This is a genomic window from Erysipelothrix piscisicarius (assembly GCF_003931795.1).
In the GTDB taxonomy this organism is placed as follows: domain Bacteria; phylum Bacillota_I; class Bacilli_A; order Erysipelotrichales; family Erysipelotrichaceae; genus Erysipelothrix; species Erysipelothrix piscisicarius.
The window spans coordinates 1,256,782-1,282,906 of sequence record NZ_CP034234.1 but is presented as its reverse complement, the minus strand read 5'-3'; the positions used below and the strand labels follow the sequence as shown (position 1 = coordinate 1,282,906).

Annotated in this window: 27 protein-coding genes and 1 other annotated feature; of the genes, 19 read left to right on the top strand and 8 right to left on the bottom strand. The window is 38.1% G+C overall.

What is annotated here, in order from left to right; translation table 11 throughout:
• Positions 1–217: 217 nt before the first annotated feature.
• A complete protein-coding gene (locus tag EEI45_RS06395; protein ID WP_125164592.1) occupies positions 218–922 on the top strand; it encodes a GntR family transcriptional regulator in 705 nt (234 codons plus the stop codon).
• The gene (gene citG / locus EEI45_RS06390; RefSeq protein WP_125164591.1) at positions 909–1,721 is read left to right on the top strand and encodes a triphosphoribosyl-dephospho-CoA synthase CitG; all 813 of its coding nucleotides are present in this window, start codon (positions 909–911) and stop codon (positions 1,719–1,721) included. The genes EEI45_RS06395 and citG overlap by 14 nt, the downstream gene beginning before the upstream one ends.
• On the opposite strand, the gene EEI45_RS06385 is transcribed toward citG, so the two are convergent.
• The 4 genes from EEI45_RS06385 to citC form a co-directional block, all read right to left on the bottom strand.
• Positions 1,718–2,260 carry a biotin transporter BioY gene (locus tag EEI45_RS06385; protein WP_125164590.1) on the bottom strand — a complete coding sequence of 181 codons (543 nt, stop codon included), beginning with the start codon at positions 2,258–2,260 and terminating at the stop codon, positions 1,718–1,720. The genes citG and EEI45_RS06385 overlap by 4 nt on opposite strands.
• Entirely contained in the window at positions 2,250–3,236 is a 987-nt protein-coding gene (locus tag EEI45_RS06380) for a biotin--[acetyl-CoA-carboxylase] ligase (RefSeq protein WP_125164589.1), read from the bottom strand. Before EEI45_RS06380 ends, EEI45_RS06385 begins: the two co-directional genes overlap by 11 nt.
• A gap of 93 nt (positions 3,237–3,329) precedes the next feature.
• Complete coding sequence (citX, locus tag EEI45_RS06375) at positions 3,330–3,818, bottom strand: citrate lyase holo-[acyl-carrier protein] synthase (protein ID WP_125164588.1); 489 nt, start codon at positions 3,816–3,818, stop codon at positions 3,330–3,332.
• Positions 3,819–4,841 carry a [citrate (pro-3S)-lyase] ligase gene (gene citC, locus EEI45_RS06370; protein WP_125164587.1) on the bottom strand — a complete coding sequence of 341 codons (1,023 nt, stop codon included), beginning with the start codon at positions 4,839–4,841 and terminating at the stop codon, positions 3,819–3,821.
• 180 nt (positions 4,842–5,021) lie between these two features.
• On the opposite strand from citC, the gene citD reads away from it, so the two are divergent.
• The 8 genes from citD (at position 5,022) to EEI45_RS06330 (ending at position 12,249) form a co-directional block, all read left to right on the top strand.
• Complete coding sequence (citD, locus tag EEI45_RS06365) at positions 5,022–5,318, top strand: citrate lyase acyl carrier protein (protein WP_125164586.1); 297 nt, start codon at positions 5,022–5,024, stop codon at positions 5,316–5,318.
• Positions 5,315–6,208, top strand: a complete 894-nt coding sequence (locus EEI45_RS06360; RefSeq protein ID WP_125164585.1) for an aldolase/citrate lyase family protein — start codon at positions 5,315–5,317, stop codon at positions 6,206–6,208. The genes citD and EEI45_RS06360 overlap by 4 nt, the downstream gene beginning before the upstream one ends.
• On the top strand, positions 6,205–7,752 hold the full coding sequence (citF, locus tag EEI45_RS06355) for a citrate lyase subunit alpha (protein WP_125164584.1): 1,548 nt from the start codon (positions 6,205–6,207) through the stop codon (positions 7,750–7,752). Before EEI45_RS06360 ends, citF begins: the two co-directional genes overlap by 4 nt.
• A gap of 9 nt (positions 7,753–7,761) precedes the next feature.
• Entirely contained in the window at positions 7,762–9,060 is a 1,299-nt protein-coding gene (locus EEI45_RS06350; RefSeq protein ID WP_125164583.1) for a 2-hydroxycarboxylate transporter family protein, read from the top strand.
• Between the two features lie 72 nt (positions 9,061–9,132).
• Complete coding sequence (locus EEI45_RS06345) at positions 9,133–10,530, top strand: pyruvate carboxylase subunit B (RefSeq protein WP_125164582.1); 1,398 nt, start codon at positions 9,133–9,135, stop codon at positions 10,528–10,530.
• Entirely contained in the window at positions 10,527–10,796 is a 270-nt protein-coding gene (locus EEI45_RS06340) for an OadG family transporter subunit (RefSeq protein ID WP_125164581.1), read from the top strand. The genes EEI45_RS06345 and EEI45_RS06340 overlap by 4 nt, the downstream gene beginning before the upstream one ends.
• A 13-nt stretch (positions 10,797–10,809) precedes the next feature.
• Positions 10,810–11,133 (top strand): biotin/lipoyl-containing protein, encoded by a 324-nt coding sequence (locus EEI45_RS06335; RefSeq protein WP_125164580.1) that lies wholly within the window; start codon positions 10,810–10,812, stop codon positions 11,131–11,133.
• A 3-nt stretch (positions 11,134–11,136) separates the two neighbouring features.
• Positions 11,137–12,249 carry a sodium ion-translocating decarboxylase subunit beta gene (locus tag EEI45_RS06330; RefSeq protein ID WP_125164579.1) on the top strand — a complete coding sequence of 371 codons (1,113 nt, stop codon included), beginning with the start codon at positions 11,137–11,139 and terminating at the stop codon, positions 12,247–12,249.
• A 43-nt stretch (positions 12,250–12,292) separates the two neighbouring features.
• On the opposite strand, the gene EEI45_RS09445 is transcribed toward EEI45_RS06330, so the two are convergent.
• Positions 12,293–12,436: a hypothetical protein gene (locus EEI45_RS09445; RefSeq protein ID WP_228410272.1), complete on the bottom strand. Its 144-nt coding sequence runs from the start codon at positions 12,434–12,436 to the stop codon at positions 12,293–12,295.
• Positions 12,437–12,535: 99 nt separating this feature from the next.
• Complete coding sequence (locus EEI45_RS06325) at positions 12,536–13,507, bottom strand: WD40/YVTN/BNR-like repeat-containing protein (RefSeq protein WP_228410271.1); 972 nt, start codon at positions 13,505–13,507, stop codon at positions 12,536–12,538.
• A gap of 119 nt (positions 13,508–13,626) precedes the next feature.
• Here EEI45_RS06325 and EEI45_RS06320 point away from each other — a divergent pair, with 119 nt between their 5' ends.
• The 6 genes from EEI45_RS06320 (at position 13,627) to brnQ (ending at position 21,706) form a co-directional block, all read left to right on the top strand.
• Positions 13,627–14,304, top strand: a complete 678-nt coding sequence (locus tag EEI45_RS06320) for a DNA alkylation repair protein (RefSeq protein WP_125164578.1) — start codon at positions 13,627–13,629, stop codon at positions 14,302–14,304.
• Between the two features lie 65 nt (positions 14,305–14,369).
• Complete coding sequence (locus tag EEI45_RS06315) at positions 14,370–14,825, top strand: CBS domain-containing protein (protein WP_125164577.1); 456 nt, start codon at positions 14,370–14,372, stop codon at positions 14,823–14,825.
• Between the two features lie 12 nt (positions 14,826–14,837).
• Positions 14,838–15,371 (top strand): DUF4256 domain-containing protein, encoded by a 534-nt coding sequence (locus EEI45_RS06310; protein WP_125164576.1) that lies wholly within the window; start codon positions 14,838–14,840, stop codon positions 15,369–15,371.
• Positions 15,372–15,409: 38 nt separating this feature from the next.
• A complete protein-coding gene (locus EEI45_RS06305; protein WP_323368219.1) occupies positions 15,410–19,441 on the top strand; it encodes a polysaccharide lyase family 8 super-sandwich domain-containing protein in 4,032 nt (1,343 codons plus the stop codon).
• Positions 19,438–20,049 (top strand): polysaccharide lyase beta-sandwich domain-containing protein, encoded by a 612-nt coding sequence (locus EEI45_RS09440; RefSeq protein WP_228410270.1) that lies wholly within the window; start codon positions 19,438–19,440, stop codon positions 20,047–20,049. Before EEI45_RS06305 ends, EEI45_RS09440 begins: the two co-directional genes overlap by 4 nt.
• A gap of 56 nt (positions 20,050–20,105) precedes the next feature.
• Positions 20,106–20,335: a binding site (T-box leader), on the top strand.
• 54 nt (positions 20,336–20,389) lie between these two features.
• Positions 20,390–21,706, top strand: coding sequence for a branched-chain amino acid transport system II carrier protein (gene brnQ, locus EEI45_RS06300; RefSeq protein ID WP_323368227.1), 1,317 nt, complete (start codon positions 20,390–20,392; stop codon positions 21,704–21,706).
• Here the strand turns inward: brnQ and EEI45_RS06295 are convergent.
• Positions 21,703–22,059, bottom strand: coding sequence for a DUF2513 domain-containing protein (locus EEI45_RS06295; RefSeq protein WP_125164575.1), 357 nt, complete (start codon positions 22,057–22,059; stop codon positions 21,703–21,705). The genes brnQ and EEI45_RS06295 overlap by 4 nt on opposite strands.
• A gap of 303 nt (positions 22,060–22,362) precedes the next feature.
• On the opposite strand from EEI45_RS06295, the gene EEI45_RS08580 reads away from it, so the two are divergent.
• Positions 22,363–22,536: a hypothetical protein gene (locus tag EEI45_RS08580; protein WP_164503759.1), complete on the top strand. Its 174-nt coding sequence runs from the start codon at positions 22,363–22,365 to the stop codon at positions 22,534–22,536.
• 33 nt (positions 22,537–22,569) lie between these two features.
• The gene (locus EEI45_RS10030; protein ID WP_125164574.1) at positions 22,570–24,237 is read left to right on the top strand and encodes a choline-binding protein; all 1,668 of its coding nucleotides are present in this window, start codon (positions 22,570–22,572) and stop codon (positions 24,235–24,237) included.
• Here the strand turns inward: EEI45_RS10030 and EEI45_RS06285 are convergent.
• On the bottom strand, positions 24,148–24,738 hold the full coding sequence (locus EEI45_RS06285) for a nuclease-related domain-containing protein (protein WP_125164573.1): 591 nt from the start codon (positions 24,736–24,738) through the stop codon (positions 24,148–24,150). The genes EEI45_RS10030 and EEI45_RS06285 overlap by 90 nt on opposite strands.
• A 166-nt stretch (positions 24,739–24,904) precedes the next feature.
• Here EEI45_RS06285 and EEI45_RS06280 point away from each other — a divergent pair, with 166 nt between their 5' ends.
• Complete coding sequence (locus tag EEI45_RS06280) at positions 24,905–26,095, top strand: coenzyme F420-0:L-glutamate ligase (protein ID WP_125164572.1); 1,191 nt, start codon at positions 24,905–24,907, stop codon at positions 26,093–26,095.
• Positions 26,096–26,125: the final 30 nt, after the last annotated feature.

Genomic DNA, 26,125 nt, shown 5'->3' with positions numbered 1-26,125 from the left:
ACATCTAAATCCTAAAGATATCATGAATATATACGAATTTTTCACTTTTTGGTCTAAAATCTTAGGGTATAATAAAAATGAATGGAATCTTCGGTCATAAGACACACGAATTGCACACGGATTTCATAGTGTTTTTTTAAGTGTTTATAATGTATACATTTGAGTTCTTTCTTCATATAATGGACTTAAATAGCGATTTGAATAGAAGGAGGTAATGATGAGAGATTATATGAGTGATGTCATTGGTATGATTGATTTAAATCAGAATCTTCCCTTAAATCAGATCATTTATGAAGGATTGCGATCTGCAATCATTCATGGAGTGATTCCAATGGGGGAACGGATTAATGAGAAGCATTACGCACAAGCGTTGAATGTAAGTCGTACACCAATTCGGGAAGCGCTGCACCGCATTCAAAATGAAGAAATTGTTCAATATGTGCCAAATTACGGTATTGTGGTTACAACCTTTACCCATGAGGATGTTTACGAGATTTACCAGATACGTACTGCTTTAGATATCTTAGCAACAACAAATGCGATGCGTCTTATGACACCAGAACGTGAAGCGGTTATGGAAGCATTGCTGATTGAAACAGAAGCTGCACAAGCGGTTGGTGACGTGGAAAAGGTTATTGAGATGTCGAAAGAGTTTAACACGATGATTTACCGATTTGCGGAAATGCCTCGATTGGAGACGATTCAAAATCGTCTTCGAGATTATATCATTCGCTTCCGAGATATTTCATTAAAAGCAGATAGCCGCCGTGCTAAAGCGCTGCATGAGCACCGCCTTATTTTTAGATGTTTAAAAAACAATGATGTTGAACAAGTTCAAATGGTGATTACGGAACATCTCTTAGAATCTCGAGATTTTATTCTCTTAGAAATGGACCGTCAATTACAATATGAAAAAAAATAAAATTGTCTTACTTGCGTTAAAGTCATTAATTTTAGAAGTCAGTTTGTATCCGAAACCAGGGTTGGTGGATCCTCTAGATTCAGGATCACATGACGATATGGATTATAATATGTTTATAGAGAGTTGTTTTGCACTCGTTCCTGGCTTTGAAGCGTATTTTGATGCAGGATTGCAGCATCAAGGTTCGCTTCCAGAACTGTTCAATGTGATTCGAAAGGTTGGTATTGAAAATGAGAGAGCAATGTTTGATGCAACCTCAAATGTCAATACGCACAAAGGCGCTAATTTTCTCTATGGTGTGGTCATTGCTGCCATTGCTTATCTCAAAACACCTGATTTAAAGACACTTCGTGAAGGAATTCAAGCCATGACGGCAGGTCTTGTGGAAGCTGAATTATCCTCGCTTACATCATTTAGGACGCATGGAGAACGGATGTTTCGAGATTATGGCTTTACCGGCATTCGTGGCGAGGTAGAGATGGGCATTCCGCATGTGTTTGAAGTTGCACTACCAATTTTAGATTCTGAAGATGATCAAGAGGTTGCTCGAAAGAAAGCCCTCCTGGCCTTAATGCGATCCAATAATGATACGAATATGGTAAAGCGTGGGGGGATTGAAGGGTTGGAGTACGGTAAATTCTTGGCACATTGCGATTATAACGATTTAGATGCGCACCTAATACAGATGAATCATGCATTTATCGAACGGAATTTAAGCCCTGGTGGAACGGCTGATTTGCTTGCACTAAGTATTTTTATTCAAATGTATCGAGACCAAAGATTAAAGGATGCTGATTAGGCATCCTTTTTGTTTTTTATGTGTTCAGGCATACGGGATGTAATGAATGCACTGACTGTCATGGATAAAACATCGGTAGGAACAAACATTAAACAATATGAAATAAATAATTTTGATATGGGTAATGTAATACCGTGATACGTTTTAAGATTAAAATAAAGAATTGGAAGAGCCAAAGTATAAAGAATGATTTCTCCAGATACGAAGGCGATAAAACGACGATTCTTAGGCAATTTATGGTAGAGGGTGTTAATCACATAGACCATTGGAATAAATCCTAGAATAAACCCAAATGTTGGTGACATCACGATATTTGGGCCAGACATTCCCCCTGCAAATACGGGTAATCCAATGAGCCCCATCATAATATAAATTAAAATCGCCATGACGGATTGTTTACGTGTTAATAGCAAGGCGCTTAAGCAAATCGCAAGGACTTGCAATGTAAAGGGTACATATGGAATTGGAACTTTAATCATCGATCCAATGATAATAAATACAGAAAATAGGGATGAGAGTGCAAGATCTTTAACGTTCATAATATGTTTCTCCTTGAATACTTACTTCTCCTGAGTTTAAGGTGCGGATATTTTGGGATTCGTCACAAACAATAAGTTGTCCTTTTTCATCAATATCCTTGACCCAAAAACGCTCAGAGAGGTCTTGATTGATATAAATATAATGATTGATGATAAAACATGATGCGCGATAGTCGTCGATGATGGTTTGACGATTTTGAGGGAAATCAGCGTAGAGGCTAAAAAAACGGTCCGTGATGGTTGCAATGAGTTTATTGCGATCAATGTCTGTGTTGACGTATTGATCGAGTGATGTATAAATCTCATTAAGGTCCGCAGGAAGGTTTGGGTCATGGAATACATTCAGGCCAATGCCAAGAATTAAATAACGGTATTGATTGCTTTCGAGGATGATTTCACCCTCGGTGAGTATTCCTGCAAGTTTTTTTCCATGCACGTAGATATCGTTAAGCCATTTAATATCAACGTGAAGATGGTAAAGCGTACTTGATGCTTCTTTAACCGCAAGTGCTGCAATTATCGTGATTAGTTGAGTATCTTCAAGGGTCAATGTCGGTACAAAAGCCAGACTCATGTAGATACCGTTTTTGGATGGAGAATAAAAAGAGCGTCCCCGACGTCCCCGTCCTTCGCTTTGATGGTCGGTTGCAATTAGAAACGGTTCTTTAAAACCTTCGGGAATCATTTCTTTTGCAAGTGCGTTTGTGGGAGGGGTACTGTCGTAACAGTGAATGTCTCCAATAAAACTATGATTTAAATGTGTACGGATTGCAGCGCTGGATAAATTGTTGGCATTATGAACATATTGATACCCTTTATTACGAACTGAATGAATGGTATAGCCTTTTTTTCGTAACTTATCTACTTCTTTCCATACGTTAGCACGCGTCATATGCAGCATGTCACCAATCTGTTCACCGCTTATAAATGAATGTTGGTTTTCAATGAGTAAATCAAGGACTGTTTTGGTTTTCATAGAATCCTCCTTTGCGATTGAAGATTAACATAAAAACACCCTATTGTAAACTTTAAAAGACCAAGAGTTTACAATAGGGTGTTTTTTCAGTGTTTATTGGTTCTTCATTGCATGTTTAATGCGCAAGTTTATCGTCTCGACTACCGGTTCTAACGTATGTTTGCGACTGCGACTGCAAGCATGCGCGTCATCATCGCAAATAAGACATTTTCGCGGTTGAAGTCCAAGATCTTTACGACTTTTACCATCAACATCAAGATCAAAAAGACGACCAAGAGGATGTGTATCCTCAATCATAACCATGCTTTTCTTGACTGAATCGGGTCCAAGATGACTCATATAATACGCTTCAGGTCCGGTATGATTATTAAGTTGGCACTCATAACACGTTGCAATCTGGTCGAGTTCAATGAGACCTTGTTTGAATGCCCATTGATAATCGGGCGTTGATTTTATGGGACCAGGTATATTGAGTTTAAAACTAATTATGGTTTGATTTGGGAATTGTTGTTTCAACGCTTGGATGGTTTGAGCGCGTTTTTCGCGCGCTGTCAGCATTGCTTCTAACGAAACCTCATTCATTCACAGCGCTCCTTTTAAGGAGGCGATTACCTGTTTTCCTTCGTCGCTTTCAAAGAAGGCGTAAGTTGTTTTAGGTACAAATTTTTGAACCGCTTCAAGGTTTCCTTCTGCAAGCAGTGATCGTACTTTGGTTGCGGAAATAATACTCTCATCATTTCCGATGCGATCGATGATCTCTAAATCACGTTTTCCCTTAAACTCTGCTTGCAACGCTTCATTATAGAGGTTTGTGGCATTTGAGAAGGGCTCGGAGCCAACATAGCGCTTCGTAATGTTTAGGGCTGGAGCAATGTGATGGGCAAATACACGTGCATCAAGGCGTGCTTGCACAAAGGTTACATCATCATCTTCTTTCAAGAAATAAGAGGGGAAGGTTGCACTGGAAACCATATAATTCTCAGTAGGCAGCACTTTTACATTATCAAGGTGAGATGTTCCTTGACGTACAAGTTCAATGCGTTGGGCTGCTTTAAAAGCACTCATTTCTTCACTTAAAACAAATACATAAACAAAGGAACTTTCTGAAGCAGCTTTTTCTAGGAGAAATTGATGGCCCAGAGTGAATGGGTTTGCATTCATCACGATTGCAGCCGTGTTGGGTTTGTTTTGGTTTATTGATTCAAGATTTTTAATAAAAGCATCAAATCCGGTGATGGCTTTTTCCATAAAAACTAAGGTATGATCTACCGATTCAATTTCATGGAATCCCAAATACTCAAACCCTTTCTTACACCCATGTTTTGTGTAAACATAATGTTTAAAATAACCTTCCTGAACATTTTGGTTCATGACATGAGAAATAATTTCATTAAACAAGGAACCCCCTTGATGGGTGGCGTCAACAGCAACACATTTAATGACATTTTGATAACGTGATGCGGTCGCAATCAATTCATCCGCATCATTATAATATCCGTATGTCTCTTCTAATGTAGACTCTTCTCGGATGCCCTCTTGCATTAAAAGGTTTAACCATTCTTCCTTTACCCGTGGATTGGATTTAATATAGAGTTTTTTAATCATAATAATCTCCTTTTCTTCACAATTCAATAATAGCATACCAAAGAATTGTTTCATAAGTGTTTTTTGAATGTTCTTTAAGGACCTGAACCCTTGATGTAAGCGTTTGCCATATGGTATTAATTAAGTACAGGAACCTATGTTACAAGTGTGATGTTTGTGATATAGGAGGAAGGAAAAGAGATGGAAATAAAACACAGCGCAATAGCTGGTACATTGGAATCAAGTGATGTACAAGTTATGGTGGAACCTTCTACAGATGGAGTCTCTGTAGAATTAAACAGTAGTGTCATTAAACAATATGGCGCTCAGATTCTTGAAACGGTTCATGAAGTCTTAGACACATTGGAAGTCAAGGATGCGAAAATTGTCGTTCAAGATCAAGGTGCTTTAGATTGTACAATCAAAGCACGCGTACAAACTGCTGTTCTTCGTGCAAGCGATACAGTAGAGAACCTACCTTGGGGGTCTAAATTATGAAAAATAGAATTAGACGTACGATGATGTTCTTAAATGCACAACGTGCTTCACTTGTGAAGGATGTTTATGTTTACAAGCCAGATTGTGTCATTTTAGACTTAGAAGATGCGGTATCGGAAAGTGAAAAAGATTCAGCACGTGTTCAACTCTACCATACATTAAAATCAGTAGATTATCATGGTGTGGAACGTTGGGTTCGTATTAATCCCGCAACAACGCCGTATTATCATGAAGATATTCGTGCAGCAATTGCTGGAGGATGTGAAGGGATTCGTTTACCGATGACCGAAACGAAAGAAGAAATCTATGATGTGGAACGCTTAATGGCGGAAGCAGAAAAAGAATTTGGTCGTGAAGTGGGATCAACAATGTTAATGGCAGCCATTGAATCACCACTTGGAGTGATCAACGCTTATGAAATTTGTACAGCGAGCCCACGTACGATGGGGGTTGCATTAAGTGCTGGAGACTTTACCCGTACAATGCGCGCTACACGTACAAAAACTGGGGAAGAGCTTTTCATGGCTCGATCAATGCTTGTGATCTCGGCACGTGCAGCGGGAATCATGGCATTTGACACGGTTCATACAGATTTAAGTGATTTTGAGAGTCTTGAAAAAGAAACACGATTGGTTAAAGACATGGGATTTGATGGGAAGTCAATTATATCACCAAGACAAATTGCAACAATCCATAAAGTCTTTACACCAACACAAAAAGAAATTGAACATGCTCTACATATTGTAGAAGGTGTTAAGGAAAGTGCTGCCAAAGGTATTGGAGTTCTTATTGTTGATGGACAAATGGTTGACGTTGCCCATGTTGAAGGGGCGAAACGTACCCTTGAACTCGCACAAGCAGCAGGCGTATATAAGGGGGATTTAATATGAAAAACAAAGTAAATCGTATAATTCCTGATGAATTTCTAGTAGATGGTGTTGAAGCCTTCCAAGGTCAATATTATCGTGATAATTATGAGTATACAAAAGCTGCACCAACCATTAAAGCTCAAGTAGACCCACATGATTCAAAAGTTTTAGCTTCCATTCGTGAAGCCATTGAAAAAGTAGGGCTTAAAGATGGTATGTGTATTTCATTCCATCACCACTTTAGAAATGGTGATTACATTGCGGCAATGGTCTTTGAAGTAATTAAAGATATGGGAATTAAGGATCTCTATCTTTGCGCTTCTTCTTTAGGGAAAGCACATGCTTCAATTGTTCCATTAATTGAAGATGGTACGATTACAACCATTTCATCTTCAGGTGTTCGTGATGAAATTGGGGATGCAATTTCTGCCGGAAAACTTAAGAATCCAGCATTAATTCGTTCACATGGTGGTCGCGTTCGCGCTATTGAAACCGGACAAGTTAAAATTGATGTTGCCTTTATTGGGGCACCAACAAGTGATGTATACGGAAACGCTTCGGGTAAAGGTGGAAAAGCAGATTGTGGTGTTCTTAGCTACTCTGATGTGGATGCACGTTGTGCTGATAAAGTTGTCGTGATTACAGATACGCTTGTACCTTACCCAAATAATCCATATTCAATTAAAGGAATTGATGTAGATTATGTTGTTGAGGTTGATAAAGTTGGAGACTCATCAAAAATTGCAGGAAATGCAATTCGTATGACACAAGATCCACGAGAATTAATGGTTGCAGAATATGCAACCAAATGTGTTGTAAACACGCCATGGTTTAAAGACGGCTTCTCCTTCCAAACTGGAGCTGGTGGTGCAAGTTTAGCGGTAACACAATTCTTAAAACAACCGATGCAAGAACAAGATATTAAAATGAGTTTTGCTTTAGGTGGTATCGTTAAACCAATGGTTGATATGCTTAAAGAAGGTTATATTCATGCAATTGCAGATACACAAGATTTTGATATCGCAAGTGTTGAATCAGTGCATGAAACACCAAATCATTTTGAAATTTCAACTTCAGAATATGCAAACCCTTTAAATAAAGGTGCATATGTTAATAAATTAGATTATGTAATTCTAGGAGCACTTGAAATTGACGTTGATTTCAACGTTAACGTTGTTGTTGGTTCCGATGGAACCATTCAAGGAGCACCAGGTGGCCATGTTGATACATCAGCAGGTGCGAAGTGCTGTATTATTGTTTCACCATTAGTTCGTGGTCGTTTGGCGACTGTACGTACATCTGTAACATCCGTAACAACACCAGGAGAAAGTGTTGATATTCTTGTTACCGATTATGGGGTTGCGGTTAATCCAGCAAGACCTGATATTCTTGAAGCACTAAAGAAAACAGATTTACCATTAGTTACAATTGAAGCGTTGCGTGATATGGCTTACGACATTGTAGGGGAACCTGCAGACATTGAGTTTGAGGATAAAGTCGTAGCATTAGTAGAATATCGCGATGGAACACTTATTGACGTGATTCGTCAAGTAAAAAACATCTAGGGGGACATTATGTCAGAGAAAAAACAACTTAAGTTTTACGGGATTCAATGGCCAATTATGCTAGCAATCCTTGCAATCGGTGCACTTGGAATTTTTACAGAAACCTTCGGAACCGATATGCCAGCAACATTATTAGTTATGTTTACAATCGGTATTCCACTTTATGAAATTGGAAAACGTATCCCAATTTGGAATAAATATGTTGGGGGAGGAATTGTTCTTGCGTTCTTGGGAACATCCGCAATGGTATACTTCAACATTCTTCCAGAAGTATATGTCGAATCAATTGGAAACTTTACAGAAAAAGTAAACTTCTTAAACTTATTTATTATTGTATTAATTACTGGTAGTGTTTTATCACTTGATCGTAAAGTTTTACTTAAGAGTTTTGTAGGGTACATTCCTGCAATCCTTGGAGGGCTGTTAGGCGCATTCTTACTTGCAGCTGTTGTGGGACTTCTATTTGGAAAAGCACCACAAGATATTATCTTAAACTACGTTCTGCCTGTAATGGGTGGTGGTAATGGTGGTGGAGCAGTCCCACTATCACAAATGTATGCGGATGTTACGGGTCTTCCAAGTGAAAACTACTACCAATTCGCAATCATTATTCTTACAGTCGCAAATATCTTTGCAATCATGATGGCATCATTACTTGACCGTCTTGGTGAATTACGTCCTAATTTAACCGGAAACAAGAATACAATCTTACGTAATGAATCTGAAGAACTTGTTAAAGAAGATGAAAAATATGATCCAACACTTCAAGATGTTGCTGCTGGACTTGTATTATGTCTTGCTTGCTTTGGTTTTGGATTCTTAATGAGTAAACTAATCTTACCAAGTATCTTTGGGGTTAAGATTCATAACCTTGCTTACATGATTATCTTTGTGGTTATCTTAGCTGCAACAGGTGTTGTTCCTCAAAATATTCGTGAAGGTGCAAAACGTCTTCAATCATTCTTCTCAAAATACCTTGTATTAATTATCATGGTTGGAGTTGGTGTTGATTTAGACCTTGGAGAACTTGCAGCTGCATTATCATTCAGTAATGTCATTCTTGCTCTTGCAATTGTTGTAGGTGCAACACTTGGTTCCGCAATCGTTGGTTGGTTTGTAGGATTCTACCCAATTGATGCAGCGATTACAGCTGGTTTATGTATGGCAAACCGTGGAGGTTCTGGTGACCTTGCTGTTCTTGGAGCTGGAGACCGTATGGGTCTTATGGCTTACGCACAATTATCCTCCCGTCTGGGTGGGGCGATCGTGCTCATCATTGGATCCATATTATTCTCAATCTTTATGTAATGAATGATGGAAAGAGAGAGGCTATAAAGTCTCTCTTTCATTCCGTAATCCAATAGTTCAGAAAGGAAATCTATGCAAACAATTAAAATTAATGATGTAACGGTACGTGATGGAAATCAATCGTTACTTGCAACCCGTATGGAACATGAAGACATCCTTAAAATTTTAGCCGAGATGGACAAAGTTGGTTTGAATGCACTTGAAGTTTGGGGTGGGGCCACATTTGATGGTGCGCTTCGTTTCTTTAAACGCAGTCCATGGCAAAATTTAAGAGATATGAAACGTGTTGCACCCAATACACCGTTTTCAATGTTGTTACGAGGTCAAAACATTGTAGGATATCACCATTATGATAACGATACTTTAGAACGCTTTATTCGTTTAAGTCTTGAAAATGGTATTGATATCATTCGTGTATTTGATGCTTTGAATGATATCGAAAATGTTAAGAATGCAATTTACTTTATAAAAAAACATGGTGGGCACTGTCAAGGTGCAATTTCTTATACGGTAAGTCCCGTTCATAATATTGATTATTATGTTACATATGCAAAACAATTGGTAGATGCTGGAGCTGATTCTATTTGTATCAAAGATATGGCAGGGATTTTATTACCGGACGTTACCTTTGAACTTGTAAAACGTTTAAAAGATGAACTTAATGTTCCAATTAACCTTCATTCACATGCAACCACCGGTCTATCAAGTCTTGTTTTTGAACAAGCGATGAAGGCAGGCGTCGATATTGTGGATGGTTGTATCTCACCGTTTTCAAATGGGACATCCCATATCGCATTGGAAACATTGCTTGAAACAGCACATGTTACAAATCGTGAAACAACAATTACACACACAGCCTTACAAGGCGCATACGAAGAAGCAAATGAACTTGCAACTAAATACATTGCAAGTGGTCAATATCCTGCGAAAGCATTAATGATTAATCCCAATATTTTAACCTATCAAGTACCGGGCGGAATGCTCAGTAATTTGATGAGTCAGTTAAAAGATCAAGGAGCATCCGATCGTTACGAAGAGGTTCTTAAAGAAATTCCAAAAGTTCGTGAAGATTTGGGCTACCCACCGTTAGTAACACCACTTTCACAAATGGTAGGGACACAAGCGGTATTAAATGTATTAACAGGAACACGTTATAAAATGGTACCTAAGGAGATTAAAGACTATGCAATGGGACTTTATGGCACATTCCCAGGACCAGTTAATGAAGATGTAATCAATCTTATTTTGAAGGATGAAAAACGTGTTGAAAAGCAACCTGTGGAATCCATGCCAAGTGTCTTTGAAGCAAATAAAGTCGAACTAGAAGCGAAATTAGGACGGGAAGCATTGGAAGAGGAAGTATTATCCTATATTCTTTTCCCGCAAAATGCTATTTTAGAAGGTGAAGAACCGAAAGCACGTCCTGATGTTATCGAGTTTAAGATGTTTGATGGAGGGGAAACAATATGATTCCAACCTTTACATTTTTAGATGGATTAACCGTGAGTTTATTTTCGATGCTTGTCGTATTTGTAATTCTTTTACTCTTAGCGCTTGTACTTCAAGGCTTTACGGCAGTTTTATCAAAATTTGATAAACCGGAAGCGCCAATACAACATGGCGTCGACGAGAACGATGAAGAACACCGTCTGGTTGCGAAACTGGTCGTAAGTTGTTTAGCTCAAGGAAATGAAGCTCAAAATATTCGTATTAAATCAATTAAGAGAGTTAAGTAGAAGGGAGATATGAATGGAAAAATATAAAGTATCTGTAGATGGAAAAGTTTATGAGGTTGAAATTGAAAAAGTTGGAGATTTTGAGCCAACAGCCTCAACACCCATCGCATCAAGCGGTTCTGGTTCTGCATTGAAAGCACCCATTCAAGGTTCAGTACTGAGTGTTCTTGTGAAACCGGGACAATCCGTTTCAAAAGGACAACCTGTTATGGTTATTGAAGCTATGAAACTTGAAAATGAAATTGTAGCCGATCAGGATGGTGTGATTGATCAAGTGCTTGTTTCTGAGAAACAAGTCGTCGATAATGGTCAAGACTTGTTGACCTACCGAGGTTAAGATATGTTAAACATACTATTTGATTTTCTTAATCAAACGGGTTTTGCGGCCATGACTTTGGGACAATTTATTATGATTCTAATCGCGTGCACACTGTTATTTCTTGCGATTAAAAAAGGCTATGAGCCTTATTTATTGATTCCTATTGCATTTGGTATGTTGCTTGCAAACTTACCGTTATCAGGGGTTATGGAAGAAGGGGGTGTCTTAAACCTTCTTTATCAAGGGGTTCACCTTGGTCTATTTCCACCACTGATTTTTATGGGGGTTGGAGCGGCTACTGATTTTGGTCCACTCCTATCAAACCCTAAAAATTTAATCCTGGGTGCTGCGGCACAGTTTGGTATTTTCTTTGCGTTTTTAGGTGCGATTGCACTTGGATTTAATGTGATGGAAGCATCCAGTATTGGAATTATTGGGGGCGCTGATGGACCTACAGCGCTCTACTTAACAAGCCAATTGGCACCGCATCTATTAGGTCCAATTGCTGTTGCTTCTTACTCCTATATGGCGCTTGTACCCGTCATACAACCGCCTATTATTCGTGCGCTAACATCAAAAGAAGAGCGCGAAATTAAAATGGTTCAACTTCGTGAAGTGTCTAAAAAAGAAAAAATTCTCTTCCCGATTGTTGTAACGATCTTAGTGTCTTTAATTGTTCCAAGTGCAGCACCTCTTGTAGGGATGTTGATGTTTGGAAACTTAATAAAAGAAGTCGGTGTTGTTCCAAATCTTGTTGAAACGGCTAAGAATCCATTGATGTATACCATCACAATTTTCTTAGGAATGACAGTTGGTGCGACAGCGAATGCTGAAACCTTCCTTAATACACAAACTTTAGGGATCATTGCTTTAGGACTTGTAGCCTTTGCGGTAGGAACCGCTTCAGGGGTTATTGTTGCTAAAATAATGAATCTCTTTATAAAAGATAAGATTAACCCAATGATTGGGGCTGCAGGGGTTTCTGCGGTTCCAATGGCAGCACGTGTTGTTCAAGTTGAAGGGCAAAAAGCAGATCCTTCAAACTTCTTACTCATGCATGCAATGGGTCCGAATGTTGCAGGTGTAATTGGTTCTGCAGTTGCTGCAGGATTACTCCTCACATTCTTTGGATAATGTTTTAAAAAGACACTCGGTATTTGAATACCGGGTGTCTTTTTTATTTGAAAAATACTTTTTGAGGAATGATGTATTCACTAAAGTTCCAGGTATTACCGTTATCGTTACTGATAAAGATTGCATCGGCATTCTGACGGTAGTCTCCGTTATTTTGGGTGATGCGGACTTTGAGTTGATGATCCACGCGTTGTGGTGCTGTTGCTTGAATAAAGATATCATTCCAGCGAATTGATGTATCGTTGAGCGTTTGAGTGGGTAAGGCAACCTCAGTAAATGTTTCACCCTAATCAAGACTTCGATAAAGGTGTGGTGAATTGGGTTGGGTTACCCATAGTGTTTTAGAGTCACTTAGGGATGCATCCGTAATCTTATGGGTATAGTTTGGTATGTGTTGTGAAGTCCATGTTTGGCCATTGTCCAAGGTATAATGATAACTTACAATTTCTGCGTTTAATGCAACATGACTGGATAATGCGAGTATCCCGGTCTCGCCCGCAAAATCAAGATAGCCTGCCGTAATGATGGATAAAGGCGGCTCATCAAAGATTGCTGTTGAGGACCACGTTGTTCCACCATCCACCGTTCCACCCACAATCACATTCCCATCTTTTTGATATAAAACTTCATGATGGTTTTTAAAACTGAATATTCGTTTGTCATTTTTGAAATGACCTTGAGAGGATGTTGTGAAGTCTGCAGACGCGATGGGTGTTTCGATCCAAGGCTTGTTTTCGTTTTCACGGATACGGAGAAACATATTTTGATCATCGTAAAACGATGCTTGCGTATCGGATTCATAACTGGGTGTCGTAGGGAAGTGTTGTTCCCGATACGTTTTTTCTGTCATATCATTTTGGTATTTAAGTACATTGTTTTCAACATTCATATATAGAATTAGGTGGTATGTGTAGTGGTTATTATTTTGAAGGGGTAGTGTTTGAAAGAGTTTGTCCGGACGTCTTCCTGCTTCAACGGTAAACGTTACGTCAAAAATCAACCAACCTTCATCTTCGCCGATGGGTTCAACAGGTTCCAACGATTCAATCGTAAAATCAATCAACGGATTGTTTTGATTCCATCGTGACTGATGCGCTTGTATATAGCCTGTGAGCCATGCATTCATGGTTTCATGTGTCATCCCTGGTTGATGTTTCACTGTATAGTTAGTAAGGGAAGGTGCTTGTGCATGAACGTAAAGGTAACCCAAGCATACACAAAGGATACCAACTAGAATGCGTTTCATATTTTTTGACATAAAAACTCCTTTTTTAATAAGCATACGTCTTTGTAAAAATAAATCAAGTGAAAGGTGTGATGGTCGTTTGACGCTTCAAATGTTGAATACATCGTTATAATGAGAAGAGAGGTGATGGCATGAAATCATGGACATATGAATCGGTGGTATTGGATTTGGAGCGTTTTCAAAATGAGAGTCGTCGTAAAACTTTAATCAAACAAGGCGCTGATGATAATACGGTGGGAATTCCTTTAGGCGTTATCCGTAAACTGGCAAAAGAAATCGGGCTTGAACACGAGTTGGCACGATGCCTATGGAAGTCAGGGATTATTGATTATCAATTGCTCGCTGTGCTTCTTTTTGATCCCAACAAACTGGATGAACCGACGGTGTTTCAATTCTTAAATGAGGTGCGCGTCATGACGCTTCAAGAAGATTTAATTTTTCGCTGTCTTGTTTTTTCAAAGGATAAAGATGGAGGGATTGAACGCTTAAGGAGTGAGTCGGAAGATCGACTTGGTCGGGCGTATTGGACCTTTGTCGTGGATGCCATTAAACGTAAGCAAAAATCCAAGGATGAGCTCATACATGTTCTTGATGAAATTGAAATGCAATTAGAGCAGGCACAACCTTTAACGCAATGGATGATGAATCGTGCGTTGTGTGGAATCGGCTTTGGCTATCCTGAATTTGTGGATCGCGCGTATGCGATTGGTGAAGCATGTGGTGTCTATAAAGAGATGAAAGTTTCTAAGGGGTGTACGTCAGCGTATGCACCCCTTTGGATGGATGCAATCTTGAAGCGGAATGTGTAATGTTATGTGATTTGACAGACGTCTTTGGAAGTCATGGTAAAATAAGCATGTAAAAGGATGGGACTATGACAACATTAAATAATATTAATTCAAAACATTTAAATGAAGCACCTTATACAAGTATTGCATTTTTATTAAAACCCAAACGGATGATTGGCTATATTACCAATACCGCTAGTGTGCGGCAAGCATTGGAAAAGATGAAATTTCATGGTTATACCGCAATGCCAGTCATTACAGAAGATGGTCAATTTTACGGAACCATTAATGAAGGGGATTTTCTTTGGTATTTAATTCATGAAAAAATTACCGATATGAAAGATGTTGAAGAAGGGTATTTAAAAGATATTATGCGTCATTCTTGGAATCCACCCGTGACCATTGATGTCGATCTGAGTTATGTTTTAGATCGGATCTTAGATCAAAACTTTGTTCCTGTTGTGGATGACCGTAATAAGTTTATGGGAATTATTACGCGTAAATCGGTTTTAATGTATTATCAAGATATGAAACAAGGATAGAGGGAGTATGGCATGAACCAACAAGAATTGTTTGTAACGTTACAAGAACGTTTTGAAATGAATGAACACCGTCATCCAACAATTGTTTGGGATGATGTTTTGGATGTGATCTCATCCAATTCGCAATTTGTGGATTCATTAATGTGGATGGAAGAAACGAAGGGAGAACCAGATTTATTCGTTGTAGAAGAGCATTCATGGCTCTATATGGATAGTGCCCCAGAGAGTCCTTCTGGGCGTCGTAGCTTGTGTTATGATGCTTTAGCATTAGAACAACGTAAAAAGAACAAACCAAGCGGTAGTGCAGTTCAAATTGCGCATGAAGCAGGGGTTGCATTGTTGGATGAGGACTTGTACCAATTTCTACAAACCTATGATGTGGTCGATAAGAAAACATCATCATGGCTTAAGACCCCAAAAAACATTCGTGATCGTGGAGGCGCAATATTTGGAGATTATCGTTATGGGACAGTCTTTATTTATCATAATGGTGCAGATTCCTATTATGCAGCACGTGGATTTCGAACATACCTAAAAATAAAATAAACGAACAGATTCGATAAGAATCTGTTTTTTAATGATTAATGTTAAAAGTAATTGACAAAATAACCGGTTTACCTTATAATCACCTTGAAAAGAAAGAGGTTACATTTATGAGAAAAACCGTTATGTTTTTACTCACGCTGCTTCTTACGATTACGTTGTTCCCAACTCAACAACGTATCGAAGCGTTGGATGTTGGGCAACCCGCTTCAGCAGATGAGTATTTTGTCAATTCTGATTTTTTATTGACCGAAAATGTTGTGCCCATAGATGAAAGTAATAAAACAAACAATAAAGACATTGGCTTTTGGACCAATGATCTAAAGCCACTTGGGTGGATGTTTGAACGTTATAGTGGTTCATCCCTTGATCGTTCTCAATATAAGGCAGATTTAAATCAAGGTGTGGTGACTGTTTCTTCAAACAGTCAATACCAAACCCCAATGTCTTTTTTCAAACCCGAGAAAAAAATCAAGGCAAAACCGAATACAACCTATATTGTGAAAGGATCGTATAAAACTGATTTTAGTATCGTTGCAAACGGAAAACCCACTTCCGTCAATTTAACCATTGATCAATACAATCAAAATACGATCATCAAACCTTCAATAGAATTTGAACTTCCTGAAGCGTCCACGTGGACTGACTTCGAGCATGAATTTAAAATTGAATCCGCAACAGACTTTTTACCCGTATTTAAATTTTCATTTATAAAAGGATCGTATTCAATTAAAAATATTTCATTGCAGGAAAAAGAAATTGCTTCGGATATTAAGCTTACAAGTCTTGATGTGGTGCAGGATGCAATGACTTTAGCACCTCAAGATCAAGCCAGCATTAAACCGATTGTGGAACCCAGTGATTATCCTGTAGATCGTTTGGAGTGGTCATCCAGTGATCTCGGTATCGCAACCGTTGATGCTCAAGGGATTGTGACTGCAGTTTCAGAGGGAAACAGTGTGATTACAGTATTCGACTCTAAAAGTGGTTTGAGTAAAACGATTCATGTAAGTGTACGTGCACCGAAAGATACAAACTTATTTGCCGTAAATATTTTAGAAAATGGTAGTTTTGAAAAACTCGTTAAGGCTCCAAATAAAGGCAACACAAGTCAAATCAATTGGCATCAGGATGTTGGTTTGTGGGATCAAGATTTAAAACCTGAATCATGGGTTTTTGAACGCTATAAATCTTCAAACCTCGATGCATCGTACTACAGTGCGGAAATGGTTAAATCGGATGTTAAAGATGGATCGTATGCTGTGAAGATCAATCTTGAGCGTAATGATCAAAGTGCTTTAAGTTTCTTTAAACCGCAAAAACGTTATGATGTGAAACCTGAGACAACGTATGTGTATGAGGGATGGTTTAAATCTGAAAACCTTGAAACGTTGAATGCAGCTCAAGCTCGTATTAATTTACAAGTTGATGGTTATGCTGCCAACAAATTATCAGGTGTAGTCCATGCGGATACCATTAATGCTTCCGATCAATGGGTTCGTTTTAAAGTGGAATTCACAACTGATGATAAAACGACACAGATTTTACCGGTGTTCCGGATGCATAATACGAAAGGATCTTACTTCCTTGATGACTTAATGCTTTATGAAAAGCCAATTGGAGCAACATCCATTCAATTGGATACGAATGCTCTTGAAATGGCATTAAATCAAAAAATATTCTTACCGGTTTCCACAGAGCCTAAGACAATCAATCAAAAAACTTTAGAGTGGTCATCCAGTGATCCGTCCGTTGTAACTGTTGATCAAGGATCGATTGTTGGTTTAAAACCGGGAATCGCAAAAGTTCAAGTTCGATCTGCATTTGATCCAAGTGTTTATGATGAAGTAACCGTGACGGTTTTGAATTCGACCTCATTACCGATTCAGTCTCTTTCAGTTGCATCAGACAATCTTAAAATTGATGAAAATCAACGGTATTTCATTGAGTTTGAATTAACACCCCGTCATGCTAACTATCGTGATTTGACATTTATTTCTAAAGATCAAAAAATCGTGAATGTAACGGAAGAAGGATTACTGTTACCGCAAAAACAAGGGGTAACCGAGATTCAAATTTTCTCAGGAACAAGACTTTTAAAAACGATTCATGTAGAAGTTATAGCGACTGAAAAAAATGAAGCGATGCAATCGATGATTCATCAGTGGCAAGCGCGCTATATTGGTGATAGCAGTATCTCAAGTTCTCTTAAAGATTCATTTAAAGATAAAGTTATTCGTGAAGGCGAATCACTCTATCGTAGTATGAAAAAAACAAATGATTATCGTGAAGATCTTTGGGAGAACACCAGTGCTACAAAATCTTCGAATATGACAAAACAATTCCGTAATCTTAAAGCAGTCGTACTTGCATATCAAATGCCAGAATCGGCTCTTTATCAACAACGAGATGTTTATGAAGAAATTGTTTCGGGTATGGAACACCTTTATAAAGTCTTTAATTATAACGGAAATCAATCGGTCTTTGAAGGAAATTGGTGGGATTATCAAATTGGTAGTGCCAAAGCAATTACCGATAGTTTGATCTTACTTGCAGACTATCTTCCTCATCAACGCCTTGAGGCGTTAGAAGCGGTTGTGGCAAGCTATGTACCGAATGCAGTTGACCAGATGAGTAAAAAGGGCGATATTGGGACTGGAGCAAACCGTACGGATTTAGCAATGAGTTTGTTAGGAACCGCTTTATTAAGTGAAGATGTTTCCAAGCTAGAGCGACTTCAAAACGATTTAGTTCCTTTATTTGAACTTGCGACATCGGAAGATGGTATCTATGAAGATGGATCAATGGTTCAACATAAAACAATTCCCTATACAGGCGGATACGGTTCCGTTTATTTAGAAGGGGTATCAAGCCTTGTAACGCTATTACAACCAAGTCCATGGCATTTGGATGAATCAACATACCAAACGTTATTCCCTGTATTAGAACGTGGATTTATCAGTATGCTCCATGAAGGACAACTTATGGCAATGGTTCAAGGACGCGGAATGTCGCGTGCTCCTGAACTTATGAAGTCCTCCAGTGCATATGGTGGTGGCTTCAGCATGCTCGGTAACCTTCTGTTTGTCAGTGAGATTGCCCCTGACTTATTTAGAGATAAGGTGGAAAGTGTCACAGCGCTTTGGTATCCGAAAATCGAAGAAGCCATTAATCCACTCGATCATGTGCGTGATATGAAACATGCAGAACAGATCACAAAAGCATTAAGTGCAGATCGTGATCCTGTTGAACTTGAAAAGAAAGTGTCAATTTTCTCTGCGATGGATCGTGTTGCCGTACATCATGATCGTTATACACTCGGATTGAGTATGTACTCCAATCGTATTGCTAATTTTGAGTCCTTCAGTGGTGAAAATGGGCAAGGGTGGTATACCGGAGATGGTATGTATTACCTCTATACCCATGATGATCGCCAGTTCGGAGTCAGTTATTGGCCAACTGTGAATCCATATCGTTTACCAGGTGTAACATTGGATACGCGTGAACTCGCCTTAAGCAGTGGAGAACGATTGCTATCACCCCAAAGTTTTGTTGGTGGGGTTGAACAAGGTGCTAATGGTGCTGCAGTAATGAAGCTCGATAAATCTAACTTCAATCAACAAGATCTTACTGCACAGAAATCCTATCTTTTCTTAGACGATAAAGTAATTTTAATGGGAAGTAACATTCATGGAACTTCACCAGACACGATTGAAACGATTTTTGAAAATCGCATCATCGATACACGTCTTGGAGATCAATTCTCAATTAATGGTAAAGTCTTGACCGATTCACAACATGAAATGACCGTCACACCAAATATGTGGGCTCATTATGAATCCAGTCATTATCATGATGCTGTTGGCTATGTATTCTTAGAAGAGGCACCTATTACATTTGAATATGAAACGCGTAAAGGAACCTACCAATCGATTAATACCTTGTTTGGTAATGATAAAGAGTATGAAAATGATTTCGTATCCATTCGACAAAATCATTCAGCTCATGCAGATAATGCATCCTACGCTGTCATGATCTTACCGCAGTACAACAAGCTGAAACAGCATCATTGAGTCAAGAAAATCCAATTCATATTTTAAGAAATGATGCGTCAATGCACGCAGCATATGATGAACAACAACAGATTATTGCGGTGAATGTCTTTAAGGAAGATCACCTAAATCTTGATATTGAAGGCTTACCAATTCGTTCATTAAACCTTCAACCTGGTTCTTATCTTTTCCGTTATGAAAATGGAAAGCTAACTGTAAGTGTTAGTGATCCATCGCAATCTGTTGATACGATTGACGTTGGAATTTCATTAAATGATCAAAACATGTTGATGCGCTCGGCATCAAATATAAAAACACTGTCATTTGATCTAAATCCCCAAAATGGTCAAACACGTACTCAAACCATAGAATTGATAAAAGAAGATCAAAATAGTAATGGTGGTATCACACCTGAAAAACCGGAAGAAAAACCTGGAGAAACGCCGAATGAAAAGCCTGGCACAAATGAAAGTGCAGGCGATGAAACATCAAATTCAGATGACAATGGTGTAAACGATGAAAGTCATTTACCTTCAACAGGTCGTGCGTCTGATCTTCCAGGGTTTGTATTTGTGATGATTGTAATGGGATTCTTGATGTTCTTGGATTCTCGTCGTAAACATCAATAAATATTTTTGAGAGATTATGTATTGACAAGCCACCGTAGATTGATTATTATTATGAAAATAAATCTACGATAGTGAAGGAGTACTATACTTGTTGCGTGCACAGAGAGTTGACATTAGCTGAGAGTCAATGATTCAAGAGTATCTGAAAATCATCACTTAGATGTATTGCTGAAATAAGTAAGTGATACCGGCTGTTCCCCGTTACCCGAAACGCGTATTATTATGTACGTTGAGAGCCATACTTTGTATGGAATTTGGGTGGTAACGCGATAACCTCGTCCCTTGTGGATGAGTTTTTTTTGTCGATTATTTTATGAATTAAGGAGAAGTATATGCAGAAATTATCTCGAAAAAATACATTATTTGTTTCATTAACACTGTTTTCATTGTTTTTTGGTGCGGAAACTTAATCTTTCCACCGTTTCTCGGAGAATCTTCCGGATCCCACACAATGTTGTCTTTAGCAGGATTTTATATTACTGCGGTTTGTTTTCCCATCTTTGCGGTGATTGCCATATCAAAGCATCGAGGCCTCTTTCCTCTTGCATCAAAAGTTCACCCTAAATTTGCATTGGTTTTTACGTTTTTAATTTATCTTTCTATTGGACCGCTTTTAGGAATTCCAAGAGCGGGAAGTCTGCCTTTTGAAATGGAGGTAGCACCCTTCTTGGGTTCTTTGGCAAGATATCAGCAAATTGGTTTATTTTTATTTACATTTGTTTTTTTTACGATTGCGTATTTTATTTCTAAAAATCCGACGAAATTGGTAGATCGAATGGGGAAAGTCCTAACACCCCTTTTACTTGTGCTTATGGTTATTGTGTTTGTAGGAAGTTTTATAAAACCGTTTGATGGTTTTACGACACCAATTGGAAACTATCAAACCACACCTCTTGTTCAAGGCTTTCTTGATGGTTATCTTACGATGGACACCATTGCTGCTTTAAACTTTGGACTTGTCATTGCGCAAATCATTCAAAGTCTTGGAATAACGGAAGAATCAGATGTCGTAAAAAATACCGTTCGATCCGGTTTATTTGCAGGGGTCTTGTTGATGATTGTTTACGGATCTCTTGCCTATTTAGGTGCGCTTAGTGGTCATGCATACGGTTATTCAGAACACGGCGCACAAACCCTTGCGCATATCATCACGCATATTTTTGGACCAGTTGGGGTTCTTTTATTAGCAATCATTTTTACCTTAGCATGTCTTACAACTTCGGTGGGGTTAATTACGTCGTGCAGCCAGTATTTTTCATCGAAAACAAGGTATTCATATAAAAATTGGGTTATTGCGATTTCAATATGGAGTTTTATTACCTCAAATTTAGGGTTAAGTAAGATTTTAAAGATATCAGTTCCTTTATTGGAAGCAATCTATCCAATTGCCATGGTTCTTATTGTATTGAACTTTCTTGAATTGTTTGCGGATCTCAAGCATTCAGTATATAAAGCAACAATTGGTGTCACGACCTTAATGTCGATGGTTTCAATCATTGATGTGTATGTGTTTACGAATGGATCGCTTTTGAAAGGAGTCCCGCTAAATGGACAGGGTTTGGCTTGGGTAGTTCCGGCAGTAATTTCTTTCGTCCTAATTCAAATGTATTATTCCTTTAAAGACAAAAAAAAGAATGCAACGACAGTGCATTCTTAGAGTCCATATCGTGTAGAACGGTATGCAAACAGTCCATAAGCAAAAATTTCGACTGTATAGATTGGATACTTTTCATTGATTTCTTTTTTGAATTCCTGATAAAGGCGATCATCTTTAACAGCATCGATAAGATTCCGTCCGTTTGGAGTTAATTGAATTGAAGGATTCTCCGAATCCGATTGTGACAAGGTTACAATATGTGCATGATGCATTTTACGGAGATGATCAAGACACTGATGCTGTTGATAAACATTTTGCAAATCACCCAGTGACAGTGCTTCAAAGGTGATGGTTGGTTCGGGGTGATCGAGATGGAGTAGAATATCTCTTACACAATCAATATTTAGTTTCATATTATGCCTCCTTCTTACCTTTTTATTATACCAAATCGGCTTGCGTTCCTACATGATGTATCATGCTCTTATGACATGATCTTCGAAATCGTTATGGATTGCGGATAGGGGACCCTAAAGCCTTCATTGATGATTTTTAGATGTCGTATAAATTTTACGTGTTGTGACTATCTTGCTTTTGATTTCTTTGTCTCATTTTAAATTCACTTTAACTACCCTTTGGCGTATTTAATTTTTAGTCTTTACATTTGAAACGTTCTCAATTATCCTAAGGGCATTCTACAGTTTAAGGAGATTTTGTACATGAAAATAAGACTGTTATCATTGGCATGTACTGTATTGTGTACTGCAAGTGTTATAGGATTTGATGCGTCGATTTACGCTGATGAAAGCGTGCCGCGTGCCCGTGATTTGGTTGCTTTAAAAGCTTATTTGGTTTCACTTGAAGATATGGATGATGATCAAGTAGATATTTGACGTCATGTTGATCATATCGAAAAGTATATTCGTATGATTGAACGAACACCAATTCATCAACGACAAGAAAAAATAAATCAAATTAAATCAATCGTTGAAAAAAGTGTTGCACAGAAAAAACGATTACGCAATCTTGAACGGTTTGAACGTGAATTGAGCCAAAATAGATTTTTATCCGGTTATCAAATAAGACACTTTATTGATCGCTCAAAAGAAACCATCGATGACATGCAGCTCAATCAGTTAAGAGCGGAAATTCAAGCTTTAGAAGAAAAAATAGAGCGAAATGGCAATCTAATAGCGTCGTATCTTAAAGCGATTCAGTCCTTTGATCGTCTCGATCAAAATAGTCGCAGTTACTATGCGGAGCAGCTCGCGAGCATTTGGATGAATTCAAAAGACTTGGAGGGACAAGTGATTCCCTTTTTTGAGAAGATTGAATTAGAACATATAAAAAAAGGTGGCAAGCCATGGAAACGCATGGATCAAAAAGATAAGGATGAGCAAAAAAATCCTGTGTTGGATGAATCAAGTAATCCGGATGATATCGAATTTCAAAGATATCTTGAAGGTAAGGCGATGCTTACAAATTCAAGACGCAACGATTACCTCAGTCAAATAAAAGCACTTGAAGGAGAAACGAAACGTCGCAAAATTGAAGCAATTAAAAAGATGATCACAGACGAGGAAAAGCGTGTTAATCTTCAAAATAAAAAAAATGAGTTAAAACAAACGTTGCACGAAACATTTCAATTTCTGACCGTTGAAGATTTTGAAAAGCTGGTGGGGGCGATTGAGTCGAGTAAAGATGAGCATCAACTTGATAAGGTTCGTAAACAAGCAAGTCAATTAAATGAGGAGCATCGTTTATTTATCACAAGCGTGGAACATGTTAGTTTCAAAATAACTCAAAGTCATAAAATCTCGGAAAAAGATAAAGCGATTTTAAGGCAAAAACTTCAAAATGCACAAGAACGCAGTGACTCTATTGAGTTGGCTCAGATTCTTAAAGAAATTGAAACGCTCGAATTAAAGGGTCAAAAGAAAAATCCTGCTATAAATCAGGGAGATAAGAAGAAAATAAAGCCCAAGGTTAAACTAAAGGAACCGTTACTCTACTCGGGTTGGCAAGGCTTAGAAGGTCGATCGTCCTATCGCGACGAGAATCTTAAGTTAGTAAAAGTACAATGGAAAACAATTTCGGGTTCTAAATACTATTTTCATGAGAATGCTACCATGATTCGTGGTTGGCGTAAAATTGAAAATAAGTGGTATTTTTTTGAAAAATCAGGCGCTATGGCGACTGGTTGGAAAAAAGATAAGAATAAATGGTATTATCTTGAACCATCCGGAATGATGGCTACGGGTTGGAAGCGAATCAATCAGAAATGGTACTATTTGGAACCATCGGGATCCATGGTGACAGGCTGGAAGCAAATCAATCAAAAATGGTATTATTTCGAATCGTCAGGGGCCATGGCAACAGGATGGAAAAAGGTTCGTAGAGATTGGTATTATTTAGAATCATCAGGATCCATGAAAACCGGTTGGAAACACTATAAGAATCAATGGTATTATCTTAAAAAAAGTGGTCGAATGGCTGTAGGTACCCTAACCATTAATACAACGCAATATCATTTTTTTACGATAACGACGATGTTTCCATTTTTTAAAGAGCATCCACCGCTGTCGTTTGAGTAATAATCGATTAATGCTTCGAATCTCGGATTGAGACAGACGATTTGAGGTCGAACGTGTTTGAGTCATCGCAGATTTAAGGGTGAATAGATCGGGTAAAGGCTGATCGATTTGATTAACAAGAACACAATTTTTAATCAAGGCAGCATCCATACCTAAATAGGTGGCCAGTGCTTCGACGTGATAGCGATTTTGGATAAAAGGATTACGTATACGTTGATGAGTACCTTTTTTATACCAAAACTGAGCATCTTGTGATCCTATGAACGGGTGCTTTGTGTATTTAACCTCAAAACAAAAGATACCGTGACAATTTACGACAATGAGATCAATTTCTGTAATGCCATTATTTCGATGGATCGGAATATATGTGCCATGATACGTATACGACTTTGGAATTTGTGATAATTGTTTAAAGGCATCGAGCTCAAATTGCATCTCTCGATCTTTTGCTTTCTTATTTTTGACTTTCATATAATAAATATAATAACGAATTGACTTCATTGGTTAACCTCTAAAATTGTTTTAGTGATATCATAGCATAAACGTATCCTAAAGTGATACTGTTTTATATTTTTTATTTAAATTTATGCTTAAATGTGTTACAATCATTAATGGATTGCCTCTATACGAGGCTTTCGGTGTTTTATAAAGAAAAAGGATGTTATATATGGAAAGAAAAATTGGTACTGTTTCAAGAGGTGTTCGTTGTCCGATCATTCGCGAAGGTGATGATTTAGCTCAAATCGTTACAGAAAGCATTTTGGAAGCTGGAAAGAGTGAAAATTTTGATGTGCGTGATCGTGATATTATCGCATTAACGGAGTCCATTGTTGCTCGTGCTCAAGGAAATTATGTTTCTGTTGATGCCATTGCAAAAGATGTAAATAAGAAAATGGAAGGTGGAACTGTGGGTGTGATTTTCCCAATCCTTTCACGGAACCGTTTTTCAATTTGTTTACGTGGAATCGCTAAAGGTGTTGATAAGGTAGTGCTCATGTTAAGTTACCCTTCAGATGAAGTAGGTAATGAACTTGTGAGTCTTGATCAGCTTGATGCATCAGGTATTAACCCATATAGTGATGTTCTAAATCTTGAGCAATATCGTGGTTTGTTTGGTGAGAACAAACACCCTTTCACTGGAATTGATTACGTTGCTTATTACGCAAGTATTATTGAAGAAGCAGGTGCGGAAGTTGAAATTATTTTCTCAAACAACCCACGCACAATCTTAGATTATACAGATAAAGTTTTAGCGTGTGATATTCATACCAATCCACGTACGAAACGAATTTTACGCGATAATGGAGCAAAAATTGTTTGTGGTCTCGACGATATTTTAAATGAAAGTGTTGATGGTAGTGGTTATAATGAACGCTATGGTCTCCTTGGCTCAAATAAATCTACTGAAGATTCTGTAAAACTTTTCCCAAGAGAATGCACAGATTTAGTTGAAGATATTCAAAAACGTATGCTTGAAGCAACTTCAAAGCATGTGGAAGTTATGGTTTATGGAGATGGTGCGTTTAAGGATCCAATTGGAAAGATTTGGGAACTTGCAGATCCTACAGTTTCTCCAGCTTACACAAAAGGTCTTGAAGGTACACCGAATGAATTGAAACTTAAGTATCTTGCCGATAATGATTTTAAAGATTTAGAAGGTGAAGCGCTTAAGAAAGCAATTGAAGCTCATATTAAAGATAAAGATGATAATCTAGTTGGCAATATGGCTGCACAAGGAACGACACCGCGTCGTTTGGTGGACCTTATTGGTTCACTTTGTGACTTAACAAGTGGTTCTGGCGATAAAGGAACGCCTATTGTGTTTGTTCAAGGGTATTTTGATAACTTTGCAGATTAAATAAAAAAGTGTATGTTCCAGATATGGGAA